This window comes from Streptomyces sp. NPDC087263 (genome assembly GCF_044744645.1).
In the GTDB taxonomy this organism is placed as follows: Bacteria; Actinomycetota; Actinomycetes; order Streptomycetales; family Streptomycetaceae; genus Streptomyces.
The window spans coordinates 578,357-604,071 of the sequence record NZ_JBIUYT010000004.1; the positions used below are offsets into that span (position 1 = coordinate 578,357).

Below are 25,715 nucleotides of genomic sequence, written 5' to 3' on the forward strand. Positions count from 1 at the left end.
TGTTACCGATGAGCCAGACACCGGCGGGCGACGGCTCCGGGTCTCGGCTGGAGACCTCCTCCCGCACACGCGGTCTGCTGTACGCGGCGGGCGCGATCCGCGCCGCCACCGCGCACGGGGTGGGTACCGTCCACATCCCCGAGAACGGCCAACTCGCCCTCAATCCGCCGCTGACAGCAGCACGTTCGGCCGCTTGCTCCACGCGCTCCGTGCACCCGCGGACGCTGGCCAGTCTCAATGCCTTGGTGACTGCCGTGAGTGACACGGAGAGTGCGGTGCAGGTGGTCAACCCCTTGGCACAACTCACGAAAGGCGAGGTGTGCAAGGCCGGACGTGACGCGGGGCTCACCCCGTCCGACCTGGAGTCCACCCTGAGCTGCGGCAAGCCGCCAACCCGCCGAAGCGGCGGCCCTCCCATCGCCAACTGCGGCGTTTGCTTTCCGTGCCTCGTGCGCCGCTCCGGGCTACTCCACGCCAACGGCATCGACGGCACCCAGTACGAGGCATTGGCGTGGGCGGACGGCCTACCGCTTGACCGGGGTGCCGACTGGCGCGCACTGCAGCGGTGGCTGCTCGGCCGATACACCCTTACTGATGTCTTCACCGATACCCCGCTGCCGCCGGACACGGACCCGGCGGTGGCGTTCGATTTGATCAGGCGCGGGCGGGAAGAGTTGGCCCGGCTGCTTCAGATTGCGGATGCGACGGAGGCAGCTGCCGCGGCGTAGGCGGCGCAGGCGAGATCCGGCTCGCACCAGACCGCTTTGGTGGTCACGGGACGGCATCGTCGAGGTGTCGTGGACGCAGTACCTGCGCAGAGCGTCCACTGATCTGGGTCAAGGCTTTCACCTACCCATTCGGATTGGGAGTCGAAGGCCCGGACACACCTCCTCGCCGACTCGCTGTCTTGAATCCCAAACGACGTGCACTCGCTCAAAGTGCTTGAATCCTGAGCGCGCGCCTAGAGAAATCCCAAACGGCGTGCACCCCGCAGCGCGCGGCCTACGTCTTCTACTGTCCTTCCTGAAGCCAGGGATCACCAGCTCACTCTCCACTGGGAGATCCCCCGACCTCAGGAAGGAACCACGTGCAGCTAAGGCTGATGTACGTGATCATCGCGGTCCTCGCGGCGCTTGTCGCCGCTCTGGCCGGCAGCGTCGTGACCGTCGTCGAGGGAGGGCGTCCCACGGCGGCCTTCAAGACCGGAGCATTGACCTTCGCCGGCTCCCTGACGCTCCTCATCGTGGTCATGTGCGCCCTGGGTGTGGTGGGCTCGTGAGTGACATGAGTGCCCTTGGAGGGCACGTGCAGGCCGAGGGTGCCTCCTCGCTCGACGAGGTGCTCGCGAAGGTGCGCCGACACCGCACGCACCTCTCGCGGCTGATGAACGCCCACGACGCGACTCGCCTCGTCCTCGGGCTGCTGTACCTGAGCCGGACCGCGCACGCCGCTCCCGGCGCCGGCGTACCGACATGGTCGTGGTTGCTGGGTCAGCCGGCAGGGCGCGATTCGGGAATCCGCGCTGCGGTGAGCAAGTGTCTGAGCCACTGGCTTCCCGCAGCCGATGAACAGGGCGCCGATGCGGGCACGGGGAGCCTGATGCCCGTTCCGCCCTCCGGTTCCGAAGGATCACTTCACGCTCTCGTCCAGGCCATCGGTTCCACCCAGCGGGTCGGGTCCCTGCTTGAACAGTGCCTCCGTGACCTCTCGGCGAACCAGCCCCAGGCTGACGGCAGTCACTACTTCACGCCGGGTGACATGGCGCGTCTCATGGTCGGTGCGGCTGTCCCCCGCGACGGGCACAGAGTGCTGGACCCGGTCTGCGGTTCAGGGGGACTGCTCGTCGAGAGTTACTGCTATGTCCGCGAACGCGTCGAGCTGCACCCGACTATGTCCCTGCAGGGGAAGGAACAGCACGCCCACACCTCACAGGTGGCCCGCATGAACTTCGCGGTGCGGGGGATCACGGCTCACGTCTTCCCGCCCGGGGACAGCCTCGCGGAGCCCGAACCCGAGCCCCACGACATCGTCCTGGCCAACCTTCCCTTCAACCAGCGCGACTGGGCACCGGAGGACAAGACGGAGCAGAGTACCCGCCGGTCGGATCCCACGCTGCCTGTCGATCCCCGGTGGACGGAGGAACCGCCGTCCCGAGGGTCCGCCAACTCCGCCTGGATCCAGCACATCGCGCACGCGCTGGCTCCGACCGGACGTGCCGTCTTCCTGATGGCCGACAGCGTGGCCAACAGCAGACAACCCGTCACCCGAAGGTTCCGCGAACGCCTCCTGCGTGACGATGTAGTCGAGTGCGTGATCGCTCTGCCGCCTCGCGTGTTTGGTCACACCAAGGCCCCCGCCTGTCTGTGGGTGCTCAACAAGGACAAGCGCGCGCGCCCCGGCTGGGGTGTCCGGGACCGTCGCGAGCAGGTGCTGTTCGTCAACGCGCGGCGAGCCTTCGAACCGGTCCCGGATTCGAGAGCACGGAGGCTGGGCGACAAGAACACGGCATTGATCCTGGCCACCCTGGCGGCCTGGCGTGGCCTCTTCGAGAACGGTGCCACGGCCGCGCCGTACAACGACGCAGCTGGCTGGTCCCGAAGCTGCTCCACCAAGGAGATCGCCGACCGCGAGTCCAGCCTGATGCCGACTTCGTACGCCGTGGAGCCTCCCAGCACCGAGCGGGACACACGGAGCCGGGTCGAGCTGCTCAAGCTCGAACTGGCCGATCAATTCGACCAGATGCGCGACCTGGAAATCCGACTGCTGGACATCTTGGAGGAGATCTGATGGAAGCCAATGCCGACCAGGTCGCCTCGGGTAAAGCGGCTTGGCAGACGACCTCCATCAAAATCGAGCGGATCCGCAGGCGCATCCACACCACTTCCGGTTTCCTCGACGACGCGGCTGCTGATCAGGCTGGGGGAGTCGTCAGCTCGACGTTCGTCCAGGACGGCAGGATCCTCTCGCCCAGGGCCAACGAGTGTCGGCCGGGCGCGTCCCCGCCCAACCGGGCAACCCTCAGGGAGGGCGACCTGGCTGTCGTACTCGTCCGACGGGTGGGCGATTCCGCACTTGTCACCGCCGAGCACGCGGGATGTACAGCGACCAGGTCGATCGGCATCATTCGCGCTGAGCCGCACATAGTGCGGTGGCTGCGTATCTGGCTACAGACACCCACGGCGAAGGCCCACATCGACGAGGACGTGACGGCACATGTCGAGCCCACCATCAGTCTCGACACCCTCCACCGCATGCTGTTTCCGCTGCCCCCGCCAGACATCATCACTGCATACCACCGAGCCTTCGGCCTCATCGAGGAGATGGCCGCCCTCTACCAAGAGACCGCGCGCAAGGCGGTGGAACTGGCCGACGCACTCCATGACGACTGGGCGTCGACGATTCCACAGTGGGAGACACGACCGCTTGCGAAGGTCGCCAAACCGAAGACGGGCAGAGGTTCCGAACGCTCGCTTCCCCCGTTGCCCACAGAACCCAGCACCGATGTGACCGATGTAATCGCCCCTAAAGATCTCTACGACCTTCCTGTGCCCCATGTCCAGAGGTTCCGTCTGAGCAGTCCAGTGAACGACGGCGAGGTACATCCTCCCGGCACCTTGATGCTGAGCACCCGTTCTGACGGCGCACACATCGCTGTTCCGCGCCGACCAGCGACACCTCTCAGAGGCGTCGTGGCCGTACAACCTATTGAGGACGAGGACAGTTGGTGGCTGCTCCACGAACTCAGGAGTAGGAGCAGCGACATCGCACGGCTGGCGCAGGGCCAGAACGGCCGGGAAATCTCCGCCGGTGCCCTCAAACGCCTGGAGGTCACCTGGCCGGATCGGTTCACGCGCACCGACTTCCACACGATGGCCGACCCCCTGCACGCCGTTGCGCGGCTCCTGGTCGCCAAGATCGCGACGCTGCACACCATGCGGGACGCGCTCCTGCGCGACATCTCAGCGAAGGCCGGCGTCCTCCGGGAACCGACAGCCGAGCCGGAGGAGCAGGGCACTCCTGTTCCTCGCCCACCGCGGGCCCGCGCCACGGGGCATGACCGGCAATGAGCTCGGATGGTCCCCGGAGACGGACAGGCACCCGCGTGAGAACTGTGGAGATATGAACGCCAGGCCGCTGCTGAACCGATGGCTGGGCGGACTCGGGACGACGATCTTCGCGGAGATGTCGGCACTGGCGACAGTGACGGGCGTGATCACCTGGGCTAGGGCTTCCCTGACACGGACGGCCCTGAAGAGATCGGGGAGGCCGCCGTCCGCGCCCTGCGGGAGGGGAAGGGCAACCAGTACCCGCCCGGACCGGGCATCCCGGAACTGCGCGCCGCGATCTCCGACCACCAACAGGGCTTCTACGACCTCTCCTTTAACCCCGACACCGAGGTCCTGGTCACCGCCGGCGCGACCAAGGCCATCGTCGCCACCATGCCAGCACTGCTGGAGCTGGACGACGAGGCCATCGCCTTCGACCCTGCTACGACTCCTACGCCGCCTGCATCGCGATGGCTGGTGCGAAGCGCGTACCGCCCACCCTGCGTGCGCCGTCCTTCCGCCCGGACCTGGACGTGCTGCGCGCCAAGATCACCCCACGGACCTGTCCGTCTCACCGTCGACCTACTGGCCACGCTAAACGTGTGACGCCTCCCGCCGCATACCCGATGTGGCGGGAAGCCATGACGACCACCCGGCTCAGGGCCGGACGGTGGTCCTTCTGGTGCAGGGCCGGCAGGAAGGTGCGTCAGTCGTCCGGCATACCGGGATGGTCGGCGCTCACTCAGTCTTCTTGTCGCCTTGCTCGTCGTTCCCGCGCAGACGACGCGCTCGCTCGGCGATACCGCTGGAGAGCTTGTTTTTCACCGAGTTGGCCCGGTCGAGAGTCTCGTTGCCAAGGCTTCGGGCAGCACCAACACCATTTACTCCCTTTTCCAACGCTCTGTCCCTCACCTCCAGGGCAGCTTCCGTCCATCGCCTCGCCTCAGATGAGTCGCCACCGGACTCGATTCCGAGCCGCACGTGAAAGTCATGGACGCCGGTCGCGACCTGTTTGCTCGACTGGACCACAGCCGGGGATGTGGTCGGGTGCAGCAACACCTTCGCGTTGGCCACGCCAGCAGCGGCGTTCATCCTGGCCAGCAGAGTTTCGGTGCTCCGCGAGATGTGCTCCAGCCGGCCCTGCCGGGCGGCCTTCAGGCCCAGGCGATGCCCGTTGAGCTCATCGGGGGACGCGTCCAGCACCCTGTCGAGTTCGAGTACAGCGACCGCGTCCTGCAACTGGAAACAGCGAGCCAGAACGGCGAGCCATTCTCGAACGATGCCCTCAGCCTCCTTGACCATCGTGGCGAGATCTCCGATCTTGGTCTGACGCTCCATGTTCTCCGCGAGCGCGTCGAGTTGACGCAGCGCGTACGCCTGCGTCTCCGCGATCGTCGCCGGCGCGGTGTGCACCTTCGACCAAGTGACTTCGTCGACCCTGCCCCGCTTCTCTCGGATGGTCATGGCCTCCTCGATCACGAAGCCCACTCCGATCATGCGGGCCAACACAGCGTCCCTCTGCGCACGCAGTACGTCGTCGACCTTCTTGTCGATCGCTGCGAGATAGTCAGTGATCTCGTCCATGGTCTGTTGCATCGCAACCTGCGCCATGAACTTCCCGGCGTTTGCAAGAGTCGCCGGGTTGGACAGGAGCGATCGGGGCGCGTGCGCGAACTCGAGGAATCCCTTGATCTGACCCTTCTGCCCCTTCAGCACACCCGTGCTGAGCCCCGTCTTCGCGCTCTCCCTCAGGCCATACCTCTTGAGAAGCAGCGCCGACTTCGGGGTCAGCTTCACCCAGTGAGCGGAGTTAGCGGTGATCTCCGATCCTGCCTCGGCGACTGCAGCACCCGTGGCGAAGACGGACTTATACCATCGCGGTCCGAGGCTCTTGGACGGCAGTCCCTCCGAAGCGAGGAAGTTTTCGACATCCTTCGCGCTCCCCATGACTGTCAGCCCATCCCCGTCGCTGATCAGCTGAATCTCGTTGTCCATGGTCCGCTCCTGCAGTGGCTTCTCGCCGTCGAAGGTGCTCGGGGTTCGCAGAGTGATCGCCGGGCCGTGGCCGAGGTCTTCCGAAGGCGGGAGACCTTGGCCGCGACACGGTCGGGATGTAGGTGCACTGCTCTTGCGCCGACGTGGCCGCGCGGGCTCAGCTGTCCGGCATACCGGTAGTGGCCCACTCGTCGGCGGCTCCATCTGCTTCAGGACCAGCTTCACCGCCTCCGCACGGCGGTCCGGCGGGTATCCGTGGCGGGCCAGCAGGCGCTTGATGGCGCTCCGGAGACCGGCACGGACCGGCTCGCGGGCGATCCAGTCCGGCTTGAGCTTCTTCTGGACCTCCGCGACGAGGTCACGGGCGATGCTCGCCAGGATCTCGTCGCCGGTGAGTTCCTGAGCCGTGCCGTGCTCGGCCACAGCGTCGTAGAAGGCGAGCTCGCGCCAGTTCAGCGGCGGATCGAACTTCTCGCCGCGCCGAGCGTCTTCAACCACTTTCTTGGCCATCTCGACCAGCTTGGCGATGAGTTCGGCACTCGTGTACTGCTGCCGCGTGTACCGGATCATCAGGTCCTGCAGACGGTCGGAGAAGGCCGTGCGGCGGACGATGTTGTGACGCGTGACCTCGCGCATCTTCTGCTCGATGAGCCGCCGCAGTGCCTCCGCCGCAAGGTGGGTTGAGACGCTCGCATCTGTGCAAGGCGTACCCCTCCTCGACGTGGTAGACGTGCTACTTGAATGCATGGCTGAAGACCACCCAGTACCTAGTTACTCCTCGTCCATCCGCTCAGGCATGGGTTCAGTCCTAAACAGGATCCTCGACGAAGGCGGCTCTGCATACCGGGTCAACGAAAGCCTGGACGGTCTCGAAGAACGAGTTTCCGCCTCCATGCGTGACGCGGTCCGTCAGACTCCCGCCGATGCATCGCGTAGTCCCGCAGCTGACCATCTCGCGGCAGCGTGGAAGGCAGCGTACGGGCGGAACCCGGAACCCGAGAGGGCATACAGCGAGGCGATCAAGGCGGTTGAGTCCGCCGCGCACGCCATCGTCGAGCCAAACAACACGAAGGCGACGCTTGGGACCATGTTGAGGGCTATCCGCAATGCCCCTACGAGGTTCGACACCGTGCTCTTCGCCCCGGCGGGGAAGGAACCAATCACCCCGGTTGAGGCGATGATGCGGGCGTTGTGGGAGGGGCAAACATCCCGACATGGCGCGCAGACCGGCACTGTGCCGGAGACTCTTGAGTCCGCACGCGCCGGTGTCCATCTCGCCGCTGCGCTTGTGCAGTGGATCACGTCGGGTGCAGTCAGCCGCAAGCCTTGAGGCAACGGTAGGGGAGCAGGAGGAGGGCGACGCGGTGGCCTGACTCAATCCCTTTGGCCCCTTGTTTGGCCCCTCGGGCATGAAAGAGGCCCATTCGCGATCATGCGAATGGGCCTCTGACCAGTGTCGGGGTGGCGGGATTTGAACCCACGACCTCTTCGTCCCGAAGCAACTTGGGTGGGGGCTCTGCCTAGGGTTGCTGTGCCTGTCGCCTGCGTTGATGGTCCGCTGACGTCCGCCGTTGTTCGCGGTTGTGCGTCGTGGTTGTCACGCAGTTAGACACTCAGCGCTGAGGTGGTGGTGCCGGCGCTCTCAACCTCCGTAGCGGTTGCGTAGGTCAGTCGTGACGCCCGACATGATGCTCATTGCCTGATGTGGAGAGGTCTTTGCCAACGGCATCATAGGCAGTAAGGCCAGTCTCCTTCTCCACTAGCGCGGAGAGAGCGAAGAGCTTGCCGAGCACTGTTGCAGCACGATCACCGGTGTGCCAGTAGGGCACCGTGATGCTGACTTCGTCATCGAAATGTTGGGCGGTGCTCAACAGCGTCTCGCGGTGTACCCGCAGCCAGGGTTCATAATCGAGCAGCAGATCCCCCGTGACGTGACGGGGGCTTACGAGTGGTTGCGGGCAGAAGGGTTCACGAGCCGCCTGGTATCGACACCGGCACCTTAGAAACTTCAACCTAGCTAGGTGGGGCGGCCGACGAGTTCCTCGTAGTAGCTGACCATGTCTCGAACCCTCTCGTCTTGAGGAGTTGGATCATGTGACGCACTATCCAGCAGTTCACGAGCCTTAGCCAGGTCGCCGTCCTTTAGCGCCAAAAAAGCAAGCATGTGAGAGGCAGGCTCACCCGATTTAGTTGCCTCCGTCAAGTATTTACGTGCTTTCCCGTAATCTCGCTGATTGAGATAGAGCTGTCCCAGGTGATAGAGCGCGTGGGTTTCGCCATTATGGGCTGCTTGAGCGTACATTTTAGCTGCAGCCTTGGTTTTACCTTGCCTTTCGTATAGATACCCTAGAGCTGTAGCCCCTCGATATTGATCAGAATCTATGGCGCGTCGGTACCATAGCATGGCCTTATTCGGCTCCTCGAGTGCCTCTTGAACCATGCCCATCTCGATGAAGTATTCGGGCTTTCCGGAAGATAGAGCTTGGTTGATCCACGAAAGAGCTTCGCGCGGTTTCCCCCTCTTGCGACAGCGAGTAGAAAGATTGGCCATTGCTCGCCGGTCTCCGCCCGCAGCCGCCTCACGAAATAGAATGTCAGCTTCCTCATCGCGGTCGACCTCTTGCAACATTAGGGCCAGGTTATTTTTGGCGTACTCCGAGCCCATTGCAATTGACTTTTGGTACAGCTCTTCTGCTTCAGCGAAGCGCTTAGTCTCTGATAGCAGGTTGGCTAGGTTGAACGCAGCATACTTATCGTCTTCCTGAGCCAGACGCTCCCGGTAGAGAGATTCCGCCTCCTCTCGCTCACCTAGCTTATCGAGGACCCCGCCCAAGTTATTGGCCGCTTCACCGTCACCCGCCCTTATCGCGTGCCGGTATGAAGAGGTAGCTGACTCCAATTCATTATTTTTTTCTTGCGCGACACCCAAGAGAAACCAGGCTGCATCGTCGCCTTCGTCGACCGCTTGCTGTAGCCACTCTTTGGCTTCTCGGTAATCCTTTCGATGCACGCAAAGTCGCCCCATCATGGTCTTTGCGGCGGGCGATTCTTTCTCTATAAAGGTAAGGAATAGCTCTTTCGCCTCGGCCAATTGGTCGTGCGTCAAGAGATAATTTCCGAGGTTTCGCATCGCGTAAACGTCGCCCTCTTGGGCGGCTTCTAGAAACCAATACGATGCGTCGTCTTCGCGGCCGGAGCGCGCCAATACAAGGCCTAGATTATTCTTGGCTTTAAAACTCCCTTGTGATATAGCCTTGCGATACCAAAACTCGGCATCCTCCAACTCGTCGCGTTTGGCCGAGATGTAGCCCAAGTGGAATGAGCCGTCGGGAATTCCAGCAGCAGCTAGACGCTCATATGCCTGCAAGGCGAAATTATACTTCTCCGCCTTTTCGGCGCGATGTCCTACACTGTGAGTAACCTCCAGCGAGAATTCGTCGACAGCCGAAGCCCACACCTGATCCGGTAGCGAGCGGTCTTTTCTGTCGCGGGCAAGAGCTCCCGCAAGGTATTCGAAAGCCCTGAAAGTATCGTCCCCTACTGGCACTAACAAGCTGCTAGTCGCATGCAAGGGTTCAAGTGCCCAATGAATCGCATCAAGGAGGGGCTCGGGACGTAGGCGAGATCCGCCGCGCTCATCAAGATAGATGCCATGCAAGCGCTCTATTAGTTCCCTAGCAACGGGTTCCTGAATCCCGGCGCGTCTCAGATCTACCGCGGCTGAAACCAGGGCAGCGCCGCGAGGGTGAAGGCCTGGCGACCAAGCGTTCTGCCATTCCCGATATAGTTGTGGACCGGCAGCCAGATATTCTGCGATGCCGTACTCGGAAGCATATTGACTTGCGTCTTTTACTCGCGGATCTTCAGATCTACCCGCACGCGCTACCTCGTCAGGGCTCCACTGCCTATCTATATAAAGAATGTGCGCCCTTGCAGTGACGCCTCTGGCTGCTCTGACGAGGGTTCTAGTCTCGGAGTTGTGCCCTCTTTCGTGCCGAGGTGATAGCACATCCAATTCATCCGCGCGCATAGTCCCAATCAAGATGGCGCCAGATCGCAACGCATCATCTAGCGACCCTGTTGAGATAGATGGGCGAGTTAGGAATCTATCGAGTTCGTCAAGCCAAATTACTTTATCGCGAGAACGCGCAAAAGCCACACATTCTGCAAACTCCAGCCCATCCTCGGGTTGAAAAGCCAGATGTCCAGGAAATTTGGTTCTGACGGCTTCGAAAGCGGTTCGCGACTTCCCGGACGTAGGATCGCCTACGAGCAAGACGAACGCGCCCGGCCGCAACACGGCATAAAGATCCTCGTCAATGTCCCGGCGTACGTACTCAGGATATTGAGTATTATTCCACGTGGAGGCCGGATGCACGCCAAAAATCACAGGATCACGGTGCTCGTGGAAGCTGAGCGTTCTATCCAGCGCCAGCAAGTGCGCAGTATTGGTCAGCTCTTCCGGTGAACTGGTACCGCGGCTGGCGTAGTAAATTTGAACGCCGTGATTTTGCTGGAATGCTGTTCCGTGATCGTGAACGTCAGCAGATTGAGATAAGTTAGCGGGCTCGGCAGCTTCCAATTCGACTCCAGATTCCATTCTAACTCGAACCGTAGTTCTGGGTGCCGCTAATCTGCTGAAAATTCACGCCATTGTCGCGAACCGTCGCATTCTGATGAATCTTCTCAGCGTCAATCGACGCGGAATTGGCTTCCACCTCGTTTAGAAGTTCCCTTAGGGGCATAATTGCATCGGGGTCTCTAGAAATGACTGCGCACAGTAGGGCAAAGACTTCGCTTCTTCTTTGCTCGCGGGCTTCCGGCGAATCGTCCGCGATTGCTCGCTGGCGAAGGTCATCAAGGCTCTGCCCGGCCGATTGGGGGTCCCCTCCCCTTCCGGAAACGATGCGAACAAGACGCCCTTTAACGAGCTGCCACCCGTCAGTGAGCATTGTTGTCAGGAGTGTTTGTGCTGCTGGCGCTGCAAACTGAGCAAGTTCCAACTCGTTCACGCTTCCCCCTACCTACACGGCTACCTAGACGAGGCTAGCGCCGAGGTAGCGGCGTGTCGCGTGATCGGGCAAAGATACACAGTCCGCCGGGCCGGGCTTCGACTCACCATCGGCGATTCGATACGTTGCCCAATCAGATCCGGTCAGACTCCAACTGAACTGGAGATCACTCAACACTTGATCCCTCCCCTGTGATCGTCTGCGGAGACGGTACATAGCTCCCTGACCCACCACTCACCCCCAGCTCCCATCCCGTCTGCCGTCGACCCACACACCGTGGAGCGGGCGTGGTTCAGGGCGTCAAGGTGGAGCGCGCCACTGTACGAACGACCTTGACGCCCTGGGCCGCGACTGCTCGGCTCTGCCTGGGTCGATGGCGGACGGGATGGGAGCACCCCACGCACGCCACTACGCGGCCGGCACTCGCGAACGGCGCCCCCGCCATCTCGGAGCCTGAGCGCCCCCGCCGGAGGCACTCCTTTGCCCGCGGTCGTGCCTATGCGGTGCTCGACTCATGGCTACCCGGCCCTATCCATATGTGGGCGCGCGTCGGCGGCGGCAGCGCCGAGCGGGCCGAAGGCAGGAGCGCGGGAGCAGCCAGAGCCGGGAAGCGCGCCCGGCGGAGCGGAGCGCAGCCGGGCCTTGAACCAGTAGAGAAAGTTGTAACTCAGCTGGACGCGTGGGGCTTGAAGTCGTATGCGCAGGCTGGGAGTTCGGCGCCCTGTCGGTGAGCGAGTGGTAGGAAGAGCACCGGTCGGATCGTCCACGTGATGCGGGTAGTCCCGTGGGTCACGGCGACCGTGCAAGGCTCTCCACGCAGGAGTGCGTGCCGTGTGGCGATACGGCCTTGATAGAGCCAGACCCACGCTTCGTCGGAAGCCTCGGGGTCGAGCGCTGGTGAGATCGTCCGCAGTGCGACAGCAACCCACCTGTCCGCCTGGGGAGGCGAGTACGCGTCGAAGGACGCCCGGAGTGCGGGTCGAGCCTCCTGCGCTTCGAGGTTCTGAGTCCAGCACTCGCACCAGAACCCTGGCCGCATGCCGTTGGTCAGCATGGGTGTCCTCCCCGGTGCGTGTCCGTAAAGAGCTCCGCGGTGACCGTGTGGCCGCCGTCGCTGTCGTGGACCACGACCCGGTGTGCGATCGCGCTGACCATGCCCAGCCCCCGCCCGTGCTCCGCCTCCTGGTCTTGGTGCTCGACCTTCGGAGCCGTACCGACTCCCCCGGCATCCGTCACCGACAGGGCAACCACCTGCGAGGACACCGCCAGGGCCAGATGGAAGCTGCCCGCCTCCCGACCGCTCGCCGTGTGCAGGATCGCGTTCGCGCTCAGCTCGCTCACGATCAGCTCGGCGTCCTCGGCCAGCGGTGAACCGCACAGGATGTCGCGCGTCCAGCGGCGGGCCCGGCTCACCTCTTCTGGGAAACCTGGGCAAGTGAGGCCCCAGACCCGCGCAGTGCTCGTATACTCGTGCATACAAGTTCCTTTTTGCTGGTAGGCCGCCATGTGTAGCGGGTTCGGGCTAGACGAGTTTCACGCCGTCGTGGGCGCGGATGGCCGGCGGGGATGCCCCGTCGAGGGAGTCAAGTGCGTCCAGGACGCGGATTGCGTATGCCTCGTCGGCGAGTTCGATGACCTCTTCGCGGGTGGCCCAGCGCAGCGCGCGGGTCTCGTCGCCGGTGGTGGGCGTGCCGTTGGCGGCTTCGCAGCGGAAGACCAGGGAGACGATGAGGCCCGTCATGTTCTTGTAGACGCCGGTGAGGGTCGCGGGAAGTGCGATCTTGATGCCGGTTTCTTCGAGGACTTCGCGTTGGAGTGCCTCGGGGATGGTTTCGTCGCGTTCGAGGACGCCGCCCGGGGGTTCCCACTGGCCGTTGTCGCGACGCTTGATCAAGAGGGCCCGGCGCTGGTCGTCGATGATGACTCCGGCAACGCTCACGGAGTGCGGACGGTCAGTGCTCAAGTTCCTCGGCCCTCTCGGATGGCTAGGCTCTCCACCGTAGCAACAACACTCGCCCACTCGTCTAGATACCTAAAGGAGTAAACGTGACCTCACTTCCGACCAGCCAGCTCGGCGATCTGGACCCCACGAGCGATCGTGCGGTGTTCCGGCAGATCGCCGACCAGCTGCGCGAGGCCATCGACCGTGGGCGATTCACAGAGGGTGAAAAGCTGCCCTCGGAAGCCGAGCTCGTCGACCATTACGGGGTTTCCCGTATGACGGTCCGAAACTCCTTCTCCATCCTCCAGGGCGAGGGCCTGGTGCACGCGGAGCACGGCAAGGGCGTCTTCGTACGGCCGCGCCCGCCTGTCCGCCGGCTGGCCTCCGACCGGTTCGCCCGGCGCCACCGCGAGCAGGGGAAGTCCGCGTTCATCGTCGAAGCGGACGCCGCGGGCAGTCACCCCCAGGTCGACGGCCTTGAGGTCAAGGAGGAGAAGGCCAGCCAGGACATCTCCGCCCGGCTGGGTTCCGTACGACGCGTGCTTGCGCGACGGCGCCGGTACCTGCTCGACGGGAAGCCGGTCGAGTTCGCCACCTCGTACCTCCCGCTGGACATCGCCCGGGACACCCCGATCGCCGAGCCCAACCCAGGCCCCGGCGGCATCTACGCCCGCCTTGAGGAACTCGGCCACCGCCTCGACCACTTCGAGGAAGAGATCAGGGCCCGGATGCCCTCGCCCACCGAGGTAAAGACGCTCCGGCTGGCCGCAGGCGTGCCGGTCATTCACCTGATCCGTACCGCGTACGACACCGAAGGGCGGGCTGTGGAGGTCTGCGACACGGTCATGGCAGCTGACGCCTACGTGCTGTCGTACCAGCTCCCGGCGACGTGACCGCATGACCGGCGGTGGTGCGCGAGGCTCCTTCTCCGAACTCGTACGCCCCAACAGGCATACTCGTATAGACGAGTGGGCAAGTTGTGTGGCAGGGTGGTTGTCGTTCCCGGAGATCGGGTTCGAAGGCTGCATCTTGTATAGACGAGTAGATAGGAAGAAATCTTGCGCACCATCCGTGTGGAGACCTCCGCCGCGACGATCCTGCTGACCGAGGCTCCTGAGCCCAAGGTTCGCGACCGTCAGACCGGTGAGATCGCCAAGGACGTCGTCAGCGGCGAGGCGTTGATGACGCTCGGCGTCGTCTACATCGAGGAGGGGGAGTCCTCGCTCATCAAGGTCACCGTTCCCGAGAGCGGTGTCTCCGAGGGGCTCGCCCTCGGAGCTCCCGTCTCGCTGCCGGGGCTGGTCGCCCGGCCGTGGGAGAGCGTGTTCAACGGGCAGCAGCGGCACGGCATCGCGTTCCGCGCCGCCGCTGTCACTCCGGCGGCCTTCCCGGCCGGCATAGGGGCCACGGCCTGATGACCGACCTGACGACGCTTCTGGAGGTGGGTGGTCCTGTCGCCGCGCTCGGCGGCGGGGCTGCCTACGCCCGGGCCCAACACCCCGGCATCTACTGGTCCACGGTCGGCCTGCCGATATCAACGGCCCGGCTGCTCAGCTCCTACAGCTCGGTCATGGAAGCATGCGGCCTGACCGTGGCTCCGTCCCGACTGCGAGTGATGGCGGTCAAGGCCACCACCCGCCGCGAGGTCCGCCCCGTACCGCCCCGTCGGGGCATCATCCGGCCCACCTCGACCGGGCTGCGGTTACGTCTGCGGCTCGCCCCCGGGCAGGAACCCACCGACGTCGCCGCCTCGGCCGAACGGCTGCGGCACGCCTGGGGAGTTCACGCCGTCTACGTCACGACCGTCAAGCCGGGTGTGGTCGAGCTGCGGCTCGTCGGCTTTGACGTGCTGCGGAACGTGAAGATGCCGCGTAAGGCCGTGTCCGGGCTCCTCAAGGTCCCCGTAGCTCTGCGCGAGGACGCCACCCCCTTCGTACGGGACTACCGGACCGTTCCGCACCAACTCACCCTCGGCGCAACGCTGTCCGGCAAGTCCATGTACCTGCGCCATCTCGTCACCGGACTCGCCCGGCAACCCGTTGCCCTGGTCGGCATCGACTGCAAGCGGGGCGTGGAGCTGGCTCCGTTCGCCTCGCGGCTCTCGGCACTGGCCACCGACCCGGAGCAGGCGGCCGAACTGCTGCCCGCCCTCATCAAGGAAATGGAGGACCGGTACGACCTGATCAAAGCCCGGCAGGGCATCGCGTCCAGCATGCCCGCCGAGGAGATCACCTCGGACGTCTGGGGCCTGCCCGAACACGAACGCCCCGTGCCGATCGTGCTGTTCGTCGACGAGGTCGCCGAACTCTTCCTCGTCGCCACACGCAAGGACGAGGAACGGCGGGACGAGATGGTCACTCAGCTCATCCGGCTCGCCCAGCTCGGCCGTGCCGCCGGGATCTACCTGGAGGTCTGCGGGCAGCGGTTCGGCGCCGAGCTGGGCAAGGGAGCGACGATGCTTCGGGCCCAGTTGACCGGCCGTGTCTGCCACCGCGTCAACGACGAAGCCTCCGCCAAGATGGCACTCGGCGACATCGCCCCCGAAGCGGTCTCCGCCGCCTGCGGCATCGCTCCCGAGCGGCCCGGCCTGGCCGTGGCCGGTGACACGTCCGGCGGCTGGTCCCGCATCCGCACGCCCTACCTGTCCCTCGGCGATGCCGCCGAGGTCTGCCGGGAGTCGGCGCACCTGGTGCCCGACCTGCCCGCGCTCAAGCCCTTCCGGCCCGACGTGCCCGTACGACCTGTCGAGTCGCCGAAGCCGGTCGTCCAGCCGCGTCCAGTGACCGACTGACCTTCCCCTCCCAACCCCGGTCGGCGTGACCGCCCTCGCGCCAGCTCCCTACCCCTGCCATGCCTGAACCCGGAAGGAGCCGCAGCATGCGCGCCCAACTCGCCCGTGTCGACGCGGTGCTCGTCCAAGCGGTCATCGCCGCAGCGCTGTCCTTCGCCCACCTGCACGACATCGCTGCGGCGGCCGGTCAGGGCGGATGGAAAGCGTGGGCGTATCCCATCTCCGTCGACCTGCTGCTCGTCGCTGCCTGGCGCCGACTGCGGACCGGTGACACGAAAGCGGCCGGGTGGTGCTGGTTCGTCATCGCGCTGACCGCGTCCCTGGGCGCGAACGTCGCCACCGCCGGACTCCTCGACATGAACCAAGTGCCGGCCTGGCTCCGCATCCTCGTCGCGGGCTGGCCCGCGGTCGCCTTCCTCGGCGGAACGCTCCTCGCCCACTCGGCGCCGACAACCGCTGAGGACGCCGTGGCCCAGGAGGACGACGCCGAACCCGTACCCGAGCCACCCGCGCAACCCGCCGTGGATCCGACACCCGTCCCACCCGTCGTGCCCGTCCCGGCCGCCCTGGTCGAGCACGCCCGAAAGGTCGCCGCCGAGCACCAGACCCGTACGGGAGCGGTCATCGACATCCCGACCCTCCGCGCCCGACTCGGCGTCCCCGCACCCATGGCCGAAGCCATCGCCGCTCACCTCTGAAAGGAGATCCGCGTGACCGCCAACCGCCGCTTCCGCTCCGTCACCCGTATCGGCCCCGTTCAGGTCGGCACGTCCTACGACGGCCGGGGCCGTGAGAAACACACCGCTGCCTGCACCGCTCCGCGCTGCGGCTTCTCCGCCGACTACGACAGCCGCGCCGCCGCCGAACTGGCCGCTCGCACCCACCAATGCCGCGTGCGCTGAAAGGACTTACCCCTTGACCGTCAGCCTGCCGCTCGTCGTCGTCCTCGGCTTCTTCGCCTGGGGAGCGGTCAAGTTCCTCGGCGTCCGTACCTGGATCGTCGTCCTGATCGCACTCTTCGGCTTCTGGCTCTCGCAGACCTTCATGGCTCCGGCCATCGAGTCCGGCACGCGCTCCGGCGTGGACGTCATAAACGGTTCACACGACTAGACGAGTAGATGAGAAGGGGTTCGCCGTGTTCCTGCCCAAGTATCCCGACAACCCGACCCCGCCGCCCGCGCACATCCACACCCCGGCCGATCCGGCACCCGTGCGACGTGCGGCCCCGCAGATCTCCATCAGCCCTGGTGCGGTCGCGGCCGTCCTCGCCGGCGGAGTCGTCCTGACCGCGCTCCTGGCGGCCGTCGCCGTCACGGCCATATCGGTCGCCATCGCCGCCGTGGTCCTGCGCTCGATGCTCCGCGACCAGCACCGCCGCTGAAAGCCGCTGATCAGCAGACCCCCGGGACCGCCTCGATACCGCCAAGCATCCGCCGCCCCGGGGGCCCTACCCCTCCTGACCGAAGCCAGAAGGAGAAACCCATCATCACCCGCGCCACCCCGCCCCCGCTGACCGAACTCGGAGAGCTGGCCGTGCTCGGCACCATGCCCGCACTGCTCCGGCAGCTGTCCGGCCTCGGCGGCTGCACCCACCCGATCCGCCTCGACGGCCACCGCACCGAGTACGACGTGAACACCCGAACCGGCGAGATCGGCAACGTCCTCCACCGCCTCGACTCCTCCACCCTCCCGGCCGGTCACCTCCTGGTCCGCTGCAACAACCGCCGTACGACCCGCTGCGCGGCCTGCGCCGAGGTCTACCGCCGCGACACCTTCCACCTGATCACCTCCGGCCTGCGCGGCGGCAAGGGCACCCCGGAACGCGTCGCCGCACACCCTCGCGTCTTCGCCACCTTCACCGCACCCAGCTTCGGCCCCGTCCACAACCGCCCGACCGGCTCGGCCGGTTCGGTCCGCCGCTGCCGGTGCGGCGTCCACCACGACCAGGACGACGCCGCGCTCGGCACCCCGCTCAACCCGGACACGTACGACTACGAAGCGGCCATCCTCTGGAACGCGCACGCCGGGGCCCTGTGGCGACGCTTCTCGACCTACCTGCGCCGGGAGGTCGCCAAACGGGCCGGACTCTCACAGCGAGCATTCCGCGAGCACGCTCGGGTGTCCTTCGCCAAGGTCGCCGAGTACCAGAAGCGCGGCGCCGTCCACTTCCACGCCGTCATCCGCATCGATGGGCCCGAGGGCGGCGACACCCCGCCTCCCGCCTGGGCAACCGCCGAGCTGCTCACCGACGCCATCGGTGCCGCTACTGCCCACGTCCGCGTAGACGGTCCGGTTATCGACGGACGGGCGCACACCTTCACGTTCGGGCGGCAACTCGACGTCCGCACCATCCGCAGCAAGGACTTCGACGGCGGCCAGGAACTGACCGACCGCGCCGTAGCCGCGTACATCGCGAAGTACGCCACCAAGGGCGCCGAGACGGCGACGGGAGCTCTCGACCGCCCGCTGAAGTTCCTCGCCGAGCTGGCCCAGCTCGACATCAGCGACCACGCACGGCAACTCATCCGCACCGCATGGACCCTCGGCGCACGCAAAGAGCTCGAAGACCTCCGCCTCCGGGCCTGGGCCCACATGCTCGGCTTCCGCGGCCACTTCTCCACCAAATCCCGCCGCTACTCCACCACCCTCGGCGCCCTCCGCACCGCCCGAGCCGAATGGCGCCGCGAGCAGGCAACAGCAAACGGCCCCGAGCCGGAGACGACGTACGTCCTCGCCCACTGGGCCTTCGCCGGAACCGGCCTCTCCTCCGCCGAGGCCTGGCTAGCCGAATCCCTCGAACCCGCGCCCGGAACTGAAGGAGAACCGACGCATGCGTGACGACGAACTGCTCACCGTTGTGGAGGTGATGGCCCGGCTCCGGCTTGGCCGCTCCAAGGTCTACGACCTGATCCGTACGGGGCGTCTGTCGTCGGTCACCATCGGGCGGTGCCGGCGCATTCCCGCTTCCGCCCTTGGCGACTTCATCGAGGGACAGATGGAGCGTGCTGCCTGATGACCATGCGTCGGAGTCGTGGTGACGGCGGTCTGCACTGGGACGAGAAGAGGCAACGGTGGATCGCCACCGCGAACCTCGGCTTTGATCCGAGCGGGAAGAGGATCGTCAAGCGGGGGAGTGGCAGGACCAAGACGGAGGCGAAGAACAAGCTCAAGGAAGTGTTGCGGGACCACGAAGACGGTCTCGCCATCGCGCCCACCAACTACACCGTCAAGGACGCGGTGACGGACTGGCTTGCGTACGGCTTGGCGGGCCTCGACCCGAGCACGGTCGAGACCTGCACGCTCCTGAGTCAGAAGCACGTGATCCCATCTCTTGGCGCGCGGAAGCTCCGCGACCTGAGCGCGGAAGACGTAGACCGCTGGCTCGCCGTCAAGGCCAGGGCGCTGAGCACTCGTACTCTTCAGTCGCTCCACTCCTGCCTGAACCGTTCCGTCAAGCGGGCCATGGCCCGGGACAAGGTGAAGCGCAACGTCGTCGAGCTGTGCTCGGTACCCCAGGGAAAGGCTGGGCGGCCGTCCAAGGCGCTCACCTTCGCCCAGGCGGAGGCCGTATTGAAGGGGGCTGAGGGGACCTCCATGCACGCGTACATCGTCCTAGCCTTGCTGACCGGTGCGCGCACCGAGGAGCTACGAGCACTCACCTGGGACCACGTTTTCCTGAGGGCCACGCCGGACGCCGATCCGCCGCAGCCTCCGCACATCGCGGTGTGGCGCTCGGTCCGGCGCGGCGGGGACACCAAGACTCGGAAATCCCGACGCACACTCGCTCTGCCGGCGCGCTGCGTCGAAGCGCTCTGGAAGCAATTCGAAGACCAGGGCTGGGAACGGCTCGCCGCCGACGACAAGTGGGAGGAACACGGAATCGTCTTCTCCTCGGCCGTGGGCAAGCCGCTTGATGCGACCAACGTCCGGCGTGCCTTCCGCCAGGCGCTCAAGGACGTTGACGGGATCAACGTCGATGAGTGGACGCCTCGGGAGCTCCGGCACAGCTTCGTGTCGCTGCTCTCCGACCGGGGCGTCCCGCTGGAGGAGATCTCCCGGCTTGTAGGCCACTCGGGCACGGCCGTGACTGAGGAGGTCTACCGGAAGCAGATCCGGCCCGTGATTCAGACCGGTGCCGTGGTCATGGACGGCATCTTCAAACGCACGCAGGAGCGGTAGTCACGCAGTTAGACACGCAGCAACGTCAGAGGGCCCAGTGCAACTTGCACACTGGGCCCTCTGATCTGCGTTTTCAGCTGTCGGGGTGGCGGGATTTGAACCCACGACCTCTTCGTCCCGAACGAAGCGCGCTGCCAAGCTGCGCTACACCCCGATTGTCGCTGCCGTGGCGGCGACGTCGTTTACTTTAGCCCACCGGTGGCTGGAGACGAAATCCGGTTTTCGGGGCGTCTGACCCGGCGGCGGACCGGGTCGGGGCGTATGTGGTCGAGGGCGACGAGGAGGATGGCGAGGGCGTAGAAGGCGAGGCCGAGGAGCAGGGCGTTGGCGAGAACGCTGGGGTAGCCGTGCTGGTCGACGTCGATGAAGGGGTACAGATAGCGCGCCGGGGTTCCGGGGGACATCATCGCGCCGCGGGCCAGGGAGAAGGTCAGGTAGGCGATGGGGTACAGGAGCCAGGTGGCCGCGTGGCGGAGGGCCAGTGGGGCGGGGCGGGTCAGCAGGAGCCAGTCCGCCGCGGCCGCGATCGGCGTCACCGTGTGCAGGAGGTGGTTGGCCACCGCCTGCCAGCCGGTGAGCGGGGCGGCATCCCCTGTCATGGAGAACACGCTGGACTGGTTCACCAGGATCAGGTGGTAGACCAGGCCCGTGATCGAGATGTACAGCAGGGTGCCGCCGGTCACCGCGCCGGGCAGCGGTCGCCGAGCCGTCCATGCCCGCCCTGCCGACGCGACGAAGACCACAGCCACGAGCACGCTGCTCTGGATCGTGAAGTAACTGAGCACGCGGAGCGGGCTGCCCAGCATCAGGTCGATGGCAACACCCGTCGCCGCCGCGAGGGCCACGAGGATGCGGAAGGTCGCCACCACCGGGCGGCGTATGGGGGCCACCACGGCCCTCGCGGGGACGATGGAGGGGGCCGGCGCGGGGATACCCGGTATCGCGGGGAGGTCGGGTATGTCCTTGGGGATCGGGGCGATCATGGCCCCACGCTAAAGCGGATCGACGAATCGGGCGATACGGGTCACCTGGGTGGGTTACGGATCGGCCTGACGTCATCAGATCTGGACGTCATCAGATCTGGACTCCATCAGACCCCGGGCTCCATCAGACCCCGGGCTCCATCAGAGCGCGGACTCCATCAAACCCTGGCCAGCCCCTTCAAGAGCTAGCCCCCAGACCTAGCCCCTTCCAGACCCAGCCCCCTCCAGATTCACCCGGCAAGCTCCGCCCTGCCCGGGCCCGCCCCCGGCGCGGTCCAGTCAGCGCCAGTCGACCACGACCCCGCGCCACCACCTACGCGCCCGCGTCCCCGCCGACGTACCCCGCACCCCGCACCCGCGCCACCACCCGCACGCCCCGCGTCACCGCCGCCACACCCCCGCACCCCGCGCCCCCAACCCCCTACTTCCGCTCCACCAGCGTCAGCAACGAAGCCTCCGGCGGACAAGCAAACCGCACCGGCGTATACCGGTTCGCCCCGCAGCCCGCCGAGACGTGCAGGTACGACGTCCGTCCCTGCGCCGTATGCGTGGACAGGCCCTTCACGCGGTCCGTGTCCAGGTCGCAGTTGGTGACGAAGGCGCCGTAGAAGGGGAGGCAGAGCTGGCCGCCGTGGGTGTGGCCGGCCAGTATCAGGGGGTAGCCGTCGGCGGTGAACGCGTCGAGCGTGCGCAGGTACGGGGCGTGGACCACGCCCATCGAGAAGTCGGCGGACTCCGACGGGCCGCCGGCCACGCGCTCGTACCGGTCCCGCTTGATGTGCGGGTCGTCGAGGCCGGTCAGCTCCACCGACGCGCCCTCGATCTTCAGCTCCCCGCGGGTGTTCGTCAGATTGAGCCAGCCCGCGGTGTCGAAGGCGTCACGCAGGCCCTCCCACGGGTTGTGGAGGGCGCCGACCACCGGCGTGTTGCCGTTCAGACCGTGGCGGCCCTGGGTCTTCTCGAACAAGTACAGGGCGGGGTTGCGGAGTTTGGGGCCGTAGTAGTCGTTCGAACCGAAGACGTACGCCCCCGGGAACTCCATCAGCGGACCCAGCGCGTCCAGCACCTCGGGCACGCCCTCCGGGTCGGAGAGGTTGTCCCCGGTGTTGATGACGAAGTCGGGGCGCAGGCCCGCCAGTGAACGCAGCCAGCGCTGCTTCTTTCGCTGGCCGCTCACCATGTGGATGTCGGAGACCTGGAGAACCCGCAGCGGTCGCATGCCGGGCGGCAGCACCGGCACCGTCACCCGTCGCAGCCGGAAGGAACGGGCCTCGAAACCCGCCGCATACAACAGACCGGCGGCGCCCACCGCCGTGATTCCCAGGGGTACTCCGTATAGCGCGCGCATACGTCCATCGTGTCAGACCGCGGCAACCCGACGTGCCCCCCTGTGGACAACCTTGCCGCACACGACGTACGCCCCCCGAAATCAACAGGCAACCGTCTCACCACACCTGCGACAATCGACGGCATGACCACGCTTAAGTCGAAGCTCAAGGAAGACCTCAACGCCGCCATCAAGGAGCGCGACGAGCTCCGCTCCTCGACGCTCCGGCTGACCCTCTCCGCGATCACCAACGAGGAGGTCGCGGGCAAGACCAAGCGCGAACTCTCCGACGACGAAGTGCAGAAGGTGATCACCCGCGAGGCGAAGAAGCGTCGCGAGGCCGCCGACGCCTTCGCGCAGGGTGGGCGTCCGGAGTCGGCCGAGCGCGAGAAGGCGGAGGGCGAGATCCTCGCCACGTACCTTCCCAAGCAGCTGTCCGACGACGAGCTCCGGCAGATCGTCGCCCAGGCTGTCGAGGAGGCGAAGGCGGCGGGCGCCGAGGGGCCGCGTGCCATGGGCCAGGTCATGAAGATCGTGAACCCGAAGGTGGCCGGCCTGGCGGAGGGCGGCCGCGTCGCCGCCCTGGTCAAGCAGCTTCTCGCGGGCGCCTGAGCGACCTCGCTCACCGTACAAAGCGAGCGCACGTACAAAGCGAGCGCACGCACCCAGCGAGCGCACGCACCCAGCGACCTACCCAGACGCCGGTGGGGGCGCCCCTGGTAACCAGGGACGCCCCCACCGGCGTATCAAACCCAGGGCCCGAAACCGTCAGGTACGCAGGCTAATCCCGCCCACCCGTCCCGTTCCCACCATTGCTCTGCCCCTGGAGGAAGCCCTCCGGGACGGAGAAGGACGGCGTCGGGACGGTGCCGCCGCCGGTGGTCGCACCGGTCGTGGTGAGGCCGCCGTTGTCGTTGTTCCCGTTCGCGTTGCCGTTGTCCCCGTTGCCCCCGTCGTCATTGCCCTTGTCCTTCTCCTTCGGGGGGTCGGGGATGTTGACGAGGTTGAAGGACGGGGAGTCCCTGCCATCGAGGGCGCCGGTCATCGCGTCCTTCCAGATGGGACCCGGGACCTGGCCGCCGTAGACCTTGTCGTGCCAGACGCCGCCGATCGTGATGTTCTCCATCTCGACCTTCTGCGTGGCGCTGCCGACCCAGACCGCGCCGGCGAGGTTCGGCGTGTAGCCGACGAACCAGGCGTTCTTGCGGGAGTCCGTCGTACCCGTCTTACCGGCGTTGGCGCGGTCGGTGAGACCGGCCGCCTGGCCCGTGCCGGAGTCGATCACGCCGCTCAGGAGGGTGTTGACGGTGTCCGCGGTCTTCTCGGACATCGCGCGCGTGCAGGTCGACTTCGGTACCGCGAGGGACTTCTGACTTTCGCCGACCTTCTGCGTGATCGACTCGATGGCGATCGGGGTGCAGTACGTGCCGCGGGCGGCGAAGGAGGCGTACGCGGAGGCCATCGTCAGCGGCGAGAGACCCACCGCGCCGAGGGCGATGGACGGGTTCTCCGGCAGCTTGTCTCCGTTGCCCTGCGTGACGTGCAGGTTGTCGGTCATGTCGACCACGGGGCACAGACCGATGTCGGAGATCATCTGCACGAAGTAGGTGTTGACCGACTTGGCCATCGCGTCCTTCAGCCGGTACGGCCCGACCTCCGACTCGGCCTCGTTCTCCACCGTGTCGTTGCCCGTGTTGACCCACGGTTTGCTGTTACAGGTCTGGACGGGACTCGGGTAGTCCATCTCGTACGGCGACGCGTACTCCTGGGTGGCGGGCCGGCCCTCCTCCAGCGCGGCCGCGGCGACGAAGGGCTTGAACGTCGAACCGGTCGGGAAACCGAAGTTCGAGCCGCCCATGTCGTAGTTGACCGAGTAGTTGTACTCGGTCTCGTTCTTGCCGTAGCCGTACGGTGTCGCCTGGCCCATGCCGACGATCTTGCCCGTGCCTGGTTCGACCAGGGTGGCCGCCGCGGTGACCGTGTCCGTCTGGTTGACGTGGTCCTTGAGCGAGGCCTGTACGGACTGCTGTGCCTGCGGGTCGAGCGTCGTACGGATCGTCAGGCCGCCCTGGTTCCAGATCTTCGCCCGCTCCTCCTTGGTCTTGCCGAAGACCGGGTCGCTGAGGAAGACCTTCTCGACGTACTTGCAGAAGAAGGCCGCGCCCTCGACCGCGGTGATGCAGCCGTTGTTCGGCTTGCTGACCTTCAGACCGAGCGGCGCCTTCATGGCCTTGTTGGCTTCCGCCTGCGAGATGTCCTTCGTCTCGGCCATGCGCTGTAGCACGGTGTTGCGGCGCTTGGTGGCCTCCGCCTCGTCGTTGACCGGGTCGTACCGGCTGGGCGACTGGACGATGCCCGCGAGCAGCGCCGACTCCTGGAGGTTCAGGTCCTTGGCGGGCTTGGAGAAGTAGCGCTGGGCGGCGGCCTCGATGCCGTAGGCCTGCTCGCCGAAGAACGTGATGTTCAGGTAGTTCTCGAGGATCTTCTTCTTGCCGAGCTTCTCTTCCAGCTGGATCGCGTACTTGAGCTCGCGGACCTTGCGGCCGAGGGTCTGCTGGGTGGCCTGGGCGACCTTCGTCGGGTCGTCGCCGGCCTCTTCGACGAAGTAGTTCTTCACGAGCTGCTGGGTGAGCGTGGAGGCGCCCTGGGACACTCCGCCGCTCTGCGCGTTCTGGTTCAGCGCGCGCAGGACGCCCTTCAGGTCGACCGCGCCGTGCTCGTAGAAACGTGAGTCCTCGATCGCGACGATCGCCTTCTGCATGTACGGCGAGATGTCCTTGAGGTCGACCACGGTCCGGTCGCGCGAGTAGACCGTGGCGATCTGGCCGCCCTCGCTGTCCAGGATCGTGGTCCGCTGGCTCAGCTGCGGGCTCTTCAGCTCATCCGGAATGTCGTCGAAACTCTGGACCGAACCCTTGGCGGCGAGACCGAGCGCGCCCGCTGCGGGCAACGCGATTCCGGCCATGACCGCACCTGCGAGCACGCTGACACCGAGGAACTTGGTGGCCTGCTGAAATGGCGACAGACCACCGCCCGAGCGCTTCTTTGGCATGGGGGCAGCCTACGTTCTCAATCGCCGGACACGCGTATAGGCCTTGGCCTAAGCTGCTCACAACTGTCACAGCAGTGCGGCCATGTATCAATACGTCCGGCGACCCCGAATCGTTCCGGAGGTGGCCCAACTCTTGTTGGGGGCGTGTCCGAATCCGCCTTGTGTGTCATCCGGTGTCCGTTGTGACTCAGCTGAACTGTCCCGCTTTGCCGGGAAGATCACGCATGTCGCCAGGTCACTCCCCCGGGTGATCTGCCGCTTACGCATAGTCCGTTCGGGCCATTCAAGATTGGGCCCGAAGGGGGTGTTGCGCTGTGCCCACCTTCCGTAACGTCCTCAACTGGCGGCGGTGAATATGCCGCTGCCGCCGTGGGGGAGCCTCGATTCG

The 25,715-nt window shown here is 65.7% G+C and carries 25 protein-coding genes, 1 tRNA gene and 3 pseudogenes; 17 read left to right on the plus strand and 12 right to left on the minus strand.

Annotation, left to right across the window (positions count from 1 at the left end):
- Positions 1-8 precede the first annotated feature (8 nt).
- The 5 genes and pseudogenes from ACIPC1_RS15990 to ACIPC1_RS16010 all read left to right on the plus strand — a co-directional run.
- Complete coding sequence (locus tag ACIPC1_RS15990) at positions 9-728, plus strand: 7-cyano-7-deazaguanine synthase (RefSeq protein ID WP_402517232.1); 720 nt, start codon at positions 9-11, stop codon at positions 726-728.
- A gap of 359 nt (positions 729-1,087) precedes the next feature.
- On the plus strand, positions 1,088-1,279 hold the full coding sequence (locus ACIPC1_RS15995) for a hypothetical protein (protein ID WP_402517235.1): 192 nt from the start codon (positions 1,088-1,090) through the stop codon (positions 1,277-1,279).
- Between the two features lie 5 nt (positions 1,280-1,284).
- A complete protein-coding gene (locus ACIPC1_RS16000) occupies positions 1,285-2,787 on the plus strand; it encodes an N-6 DNA methylase (RefSeq protein ID WP_402517652.1) in 1,503 nt (500 codons plus the stop codon).
- A complete protein-coding gene (locus ACIPC1_RS16005) occupies positions 2,787-4,067 on the plus strand; it encodes a hypothetical protein (protein ID WP_402517236.1) in 1,281 nt (426 codons plus the stop codon). Before ACIPC1_RS16000 ends, ACIPC1_RS16005 begins: the two co-directional genes overlap by 1 nt.
- A 52-nt stretch (positions 4,068-4,119) precedes the next feature.
- A pseudogene (locus tag ACIPC1_RS16010) lies at positions 4,120-4,609 on the plus strand (aminotransferase class I/II-fold pyridoxal phosphate-dependent enzyme); the annotation flags it as partial.
- 175 nt (positions 4,610-4,784) lie between these two features.
- On the opposite strand, the gene ACIPC1_RS16015 reads toward ACIPC1_RS16010, so the two are convergent.
- The gene (locus ACIPC1_RS16015; RefSeq protein ID WP_402517654.1) at positions 4,785-6,041 is read right to left on the minus strand and encodes a hypothetical protein; all 1,257 of its coding nucleotides are present in this window, start codon (positions 6,039-6,041) and stop codon (positions 4,785-4,787) included.
- Between the two features lie 258 nt (positions 6,042-6,299).
- Positions 6,300-6,677, minus strand: a pseudogene (locus tag ACIPC1_RS16020) (type I restriction enzyme endonuclease domain-containing protein); the annotation flags it as partial.
- Between ACIPC1_RS16020 and ACIPC1_RS16025 the strand changes: the two are divergent.
- Entirely contained in the window at positions 6,664-7,371 is a 708-nt protein-coding gene (locus tag ACIPC1_RS16025; protein ID WP_402517237.1) for a hypothetical protein, read from the plus strand. The pseudogene ACIPC1_RS16020 and the gene ACIPC1_RS16025 overlap by 14 nt on opposite strands.
- A 337-nt stretch (positions 7,372-7,708) precedes the next feature.
- Here the strand turns inward: ACIPC1_RS16025 and ACIPC1_RS16030 are convergent, their stop codons facing one another.
- From ACIPC1_RS16030 to ACIPC1_RS16055, 6 genes are all read right to left on the minus strand, one after another.
- The gene (locus ACIPC1_RS16030; RefSeq protein ID WP_402517240.1) at positions 7,709-7,912 is read right to left on the minus strand and encodes a hypothetical protein; all 204 of its coding nucleotides are present in this window, start codon (positions 7,910-7,912) and stop codon (positions 7,709-7,711) included.
- 146 nt (positions 7,913-8,058) lie between these two features.
- Positions 8,059-10,641 carry a tetratricopeptide repeat protein gene (locus ACIPC1_RS16035; protein WP_402517242.1) on the minus strand — a complete coding sequence of 861 codons (2,583 nt, stop codon included), beginning with the start codon at positions 10,639-10,641 and terminating at the stop codon, positions 8,059-8,061.
- A 1-nt stretch (position 10,642) separates the two neighbouring features.
- Positions 10,643-11,053 (minus strand): hypothetical protein, encoded by a 411-nt coding sequence (locus ACIPC1_RS16040; protein ID WP_402517245.1) that lies wholly within the window; start codon positions 11,051-11,053, stop codon positions 10,643-10,645.
- A 667-nt stretch (positions 11,054-11,720) separates the two neighbouring features.
- Positions 11,721-12,107, minus strand: coding sequence for a hypothetical protein (locus tag ACIPC1_RS16045; RefSeq protein ID WP_402517247.1), 387 nt, complete (start codon positions 12,105-12,107; stop codon positions 11,721-11,723).
- Complete coding sequence (locus tag ACIPC1_RS16050; protein WP_402517250.1) at positions 12,101-12,529, minus strand: ATP-binding protein; 429 nt, start codon at positions 12,527-12,529, stop codon at positions 12,101-12,103. The genes ACIPC1_RS16045 and ACIPC1_RS16050 overlap by 7 nt, the downstream gene beginning before the upstream one ends.
- 46 nt (positions 12,530-12,575) lie before the next feature.
- On the minus strand, positions 12,576-12,992 hold the full coding sequence (locus ACIPC1_RS16055) for an NUDIX hydrolase (protein ID WP_402517252.1): 417 nt from the start codon (positions 12,990-12,992) through the stop codon (positions 12,576-12,578).
- Between the two features lie 107 nt (positions 12,993-13,099).
- Between ACIPC1_RS16055 and ACIPC1_RS16060 the strand changes: the two genes are divergently transcribed.
- From ACIPC1_RS16060 to xerC, 10 genes are all read left to right on the plus strand, one after another.
- Positions 13,100-13,888, plus strand: coding sequence for a GntR family transcriptional regulator (locus ACIPC1_RS16060; RefSeq protein WP_402517255.1), 789 nt, complete (start codon positions 13,100-13,102; stop codon positions 13,886-13,888).
- Positions 13,889-14,053: 165 nt separating this feature from the next.
- Positions 14,054-14,410, plus strand: coding sequence for a hypothetical protein (locus tag ACIPC1_RS16065; protein WP_402517257.1), 357 nt, complete (start codon positions 14,054-14,056; stop codon positions 14,408-14,410).
- Positions 14,410-15,786, plus strand: coding sequence for an FtsK/SpoIIIE domain-containing protein (locus tag ACIPC1_RS16070; RefSeq protein WP_402517260.1), 1,377 nt, complete (start codon positions 14,410-14,412; stop codon positions 15,784-15,786). The genes ACIPC1_RS16065 and ACIPC1_RS16070 overlap by 1 nt, the downstream gene beginning before the upstream one ends.
- Before the next feature lie 86 nt (positions 15,787-15,872).
- A complete protein-coding gene (locus tag ACIPC1_RS16075) occupies positions 15,873-16,484 on the plus strand; it encodes a DUF2637 domain-containing protein (protein WP_402517262.1) in 612 nt (203 codons plus the stop codon).
- A 12-nt stretch (positions 16,485-16,496) separates the two neighbouring features.
- Positions 16,497-16,688 (plus strand): mobile element transfer protein, encoded by a 192-nt coding sequence (locus tag ACIPC1_RS16080; RefSeq protein ID WP_402517264.1) that lies wholly within the window; start codon positions 16,497-16,499, stop codon positions 16,686-16,688.
- A gap of 13 nt (positions 16,689-16,701) precedes the next feature.
- Positions 16,702-16,896: a hypothetical protein gene (locus ACIPC1_RS16085; RefSeq protein ID WP_399210969.1), complete on the plus strand. Its 195-nt coding sequence runs from the start codon at positions 16,702-16,704 to the stop codon at positions 16,894-16,896.
- Between the two features lie 25 nt (positions 16,897-16,921).
- On the plus strand, positions 16,922-17,167 hold the full coding sequence (locus ACIPC1_RS16090; RefSeq protein WP_402517267.1) for a SpdD protein: 246 nt from the start codon (positions 16,922-16,924) through the stop codon (positions 17,165-17,167).
- Between the two features lie 164 nt (positions 17,168-17,331).
- Positions 17,332-18,624 (plus strand): replication initiator, encoded by a 1,293-nt coding sequence (locus ACIPC1_RS16095; RefSeq protein WP_402517270.1) that lies wholly within the window; start codon positions 17,332-17,334, stop codon positions 18,622-18,624.
- The gene (locus ACIPC1_RS16100; protein ID WP_389625924.1) at positions 18,617-18,799 is read left to right on the plus strand and encodes a helix-turn-helix domain-containing protein; all 183 of its coding nucleotides are present in this window, start codon (positions 18,617-18,619) and stop codon (positions 18,797-18,799) included. The genes ACIPC1_RS16095 and ACIPC1_RS16100 overlap by 8 nt, the downstream gene beginning before the upstream one ends.
- Positions 18,799-19,965 carry a tyrosine recombinase XerC gene (xerC, locus tag ACIPC1_RS16105; RefSeq protein ID WP_402517272.1) on the plus strand — a complete coding sequence of 389 codons (1,167 nt, stop codon included), beginning with the start codon at positions 18,799-18,801 and terminating at the stop codon, positions 19,963-19,965. Before ACIPC1_RS16100 ends, xerC begins: the two co-directional genes overlap by 1 nt.
- An 80-nt stretch (positions 19,966-20,045) precedes the next feature.
- Here xerC and ACIPC1_RS16110 read toward each other — a convergent pair.
- The 3 genes and pseudogenes from ACIPC1_RS16110 to ACIPC1_RS16120 all read right to left on the minus strand — a co-directional run bounded on the left by ACIPC1_RS16110 (position 20,046) and on the right by ACIPC1_RS16120 (position 22,296).
- Positions 20,046-20,119: transfer RNA gene (locus ACIPC1_RS16110), tRNA-Pro, on the minus strand.
- A gap of 33 nt (positions 20,120-20,152) precedes the next feature.
- Positions 20,153-20,948: pseudogene (locus tag ACIPC1_RS16115) on the minus strand (Pr6Pr family membrane protein).
- A gap of 421 nt (positions 20,949-21,369) precedes the next feature.
- On the minus strand, positions 21,370-22,296 hold the full coding sequence (locus tag ACIPC1_RS16120) for a metallophosphoesterase (RefSeq protein WP_402517275.1): 927 nt from the start codon (positions 22,294-22,296) through the stop codon (positions 21,370-21,372).
- A gap of 123 nt (positions 22,297-22,419) precedes the next feature.
- Here ACIPC1_RS16120 and ACIPC1_RS16125 point away from each other — a divergent pair, with 123 nt between their 5' ends.
- Entirely contained in the window at positions 22,420-22,887 is a 468-nt protein-coding gene (locus tag ACIPC1_RS16125; protein ID WP_384392584.1) for a GatB/YqeY domain-containing protein, read from the plus strand.
- Between the two features lie 169 nt (positions 22,888-23,056).
- Here the strand turns inward: ACIPC1_RS16125 and ACIPC1_RS16130 are convergent, their stop codons facing one another.
- Positions 23,057-25,327 carry a transglycosylase domain-containing protein gene (locus ACIPC1_RS16130; protein ID WP_402517278.1) on the minus strand — a complete coding sequence of 757 codons (2,271 nt, stop codon included), beginning with the start codon at positions 25,325-25,327 and terminating at the stop codon, positions 23,057-23,059.
- Positions 25,328-25,715 lie beyond the last annotated feature (388 nt).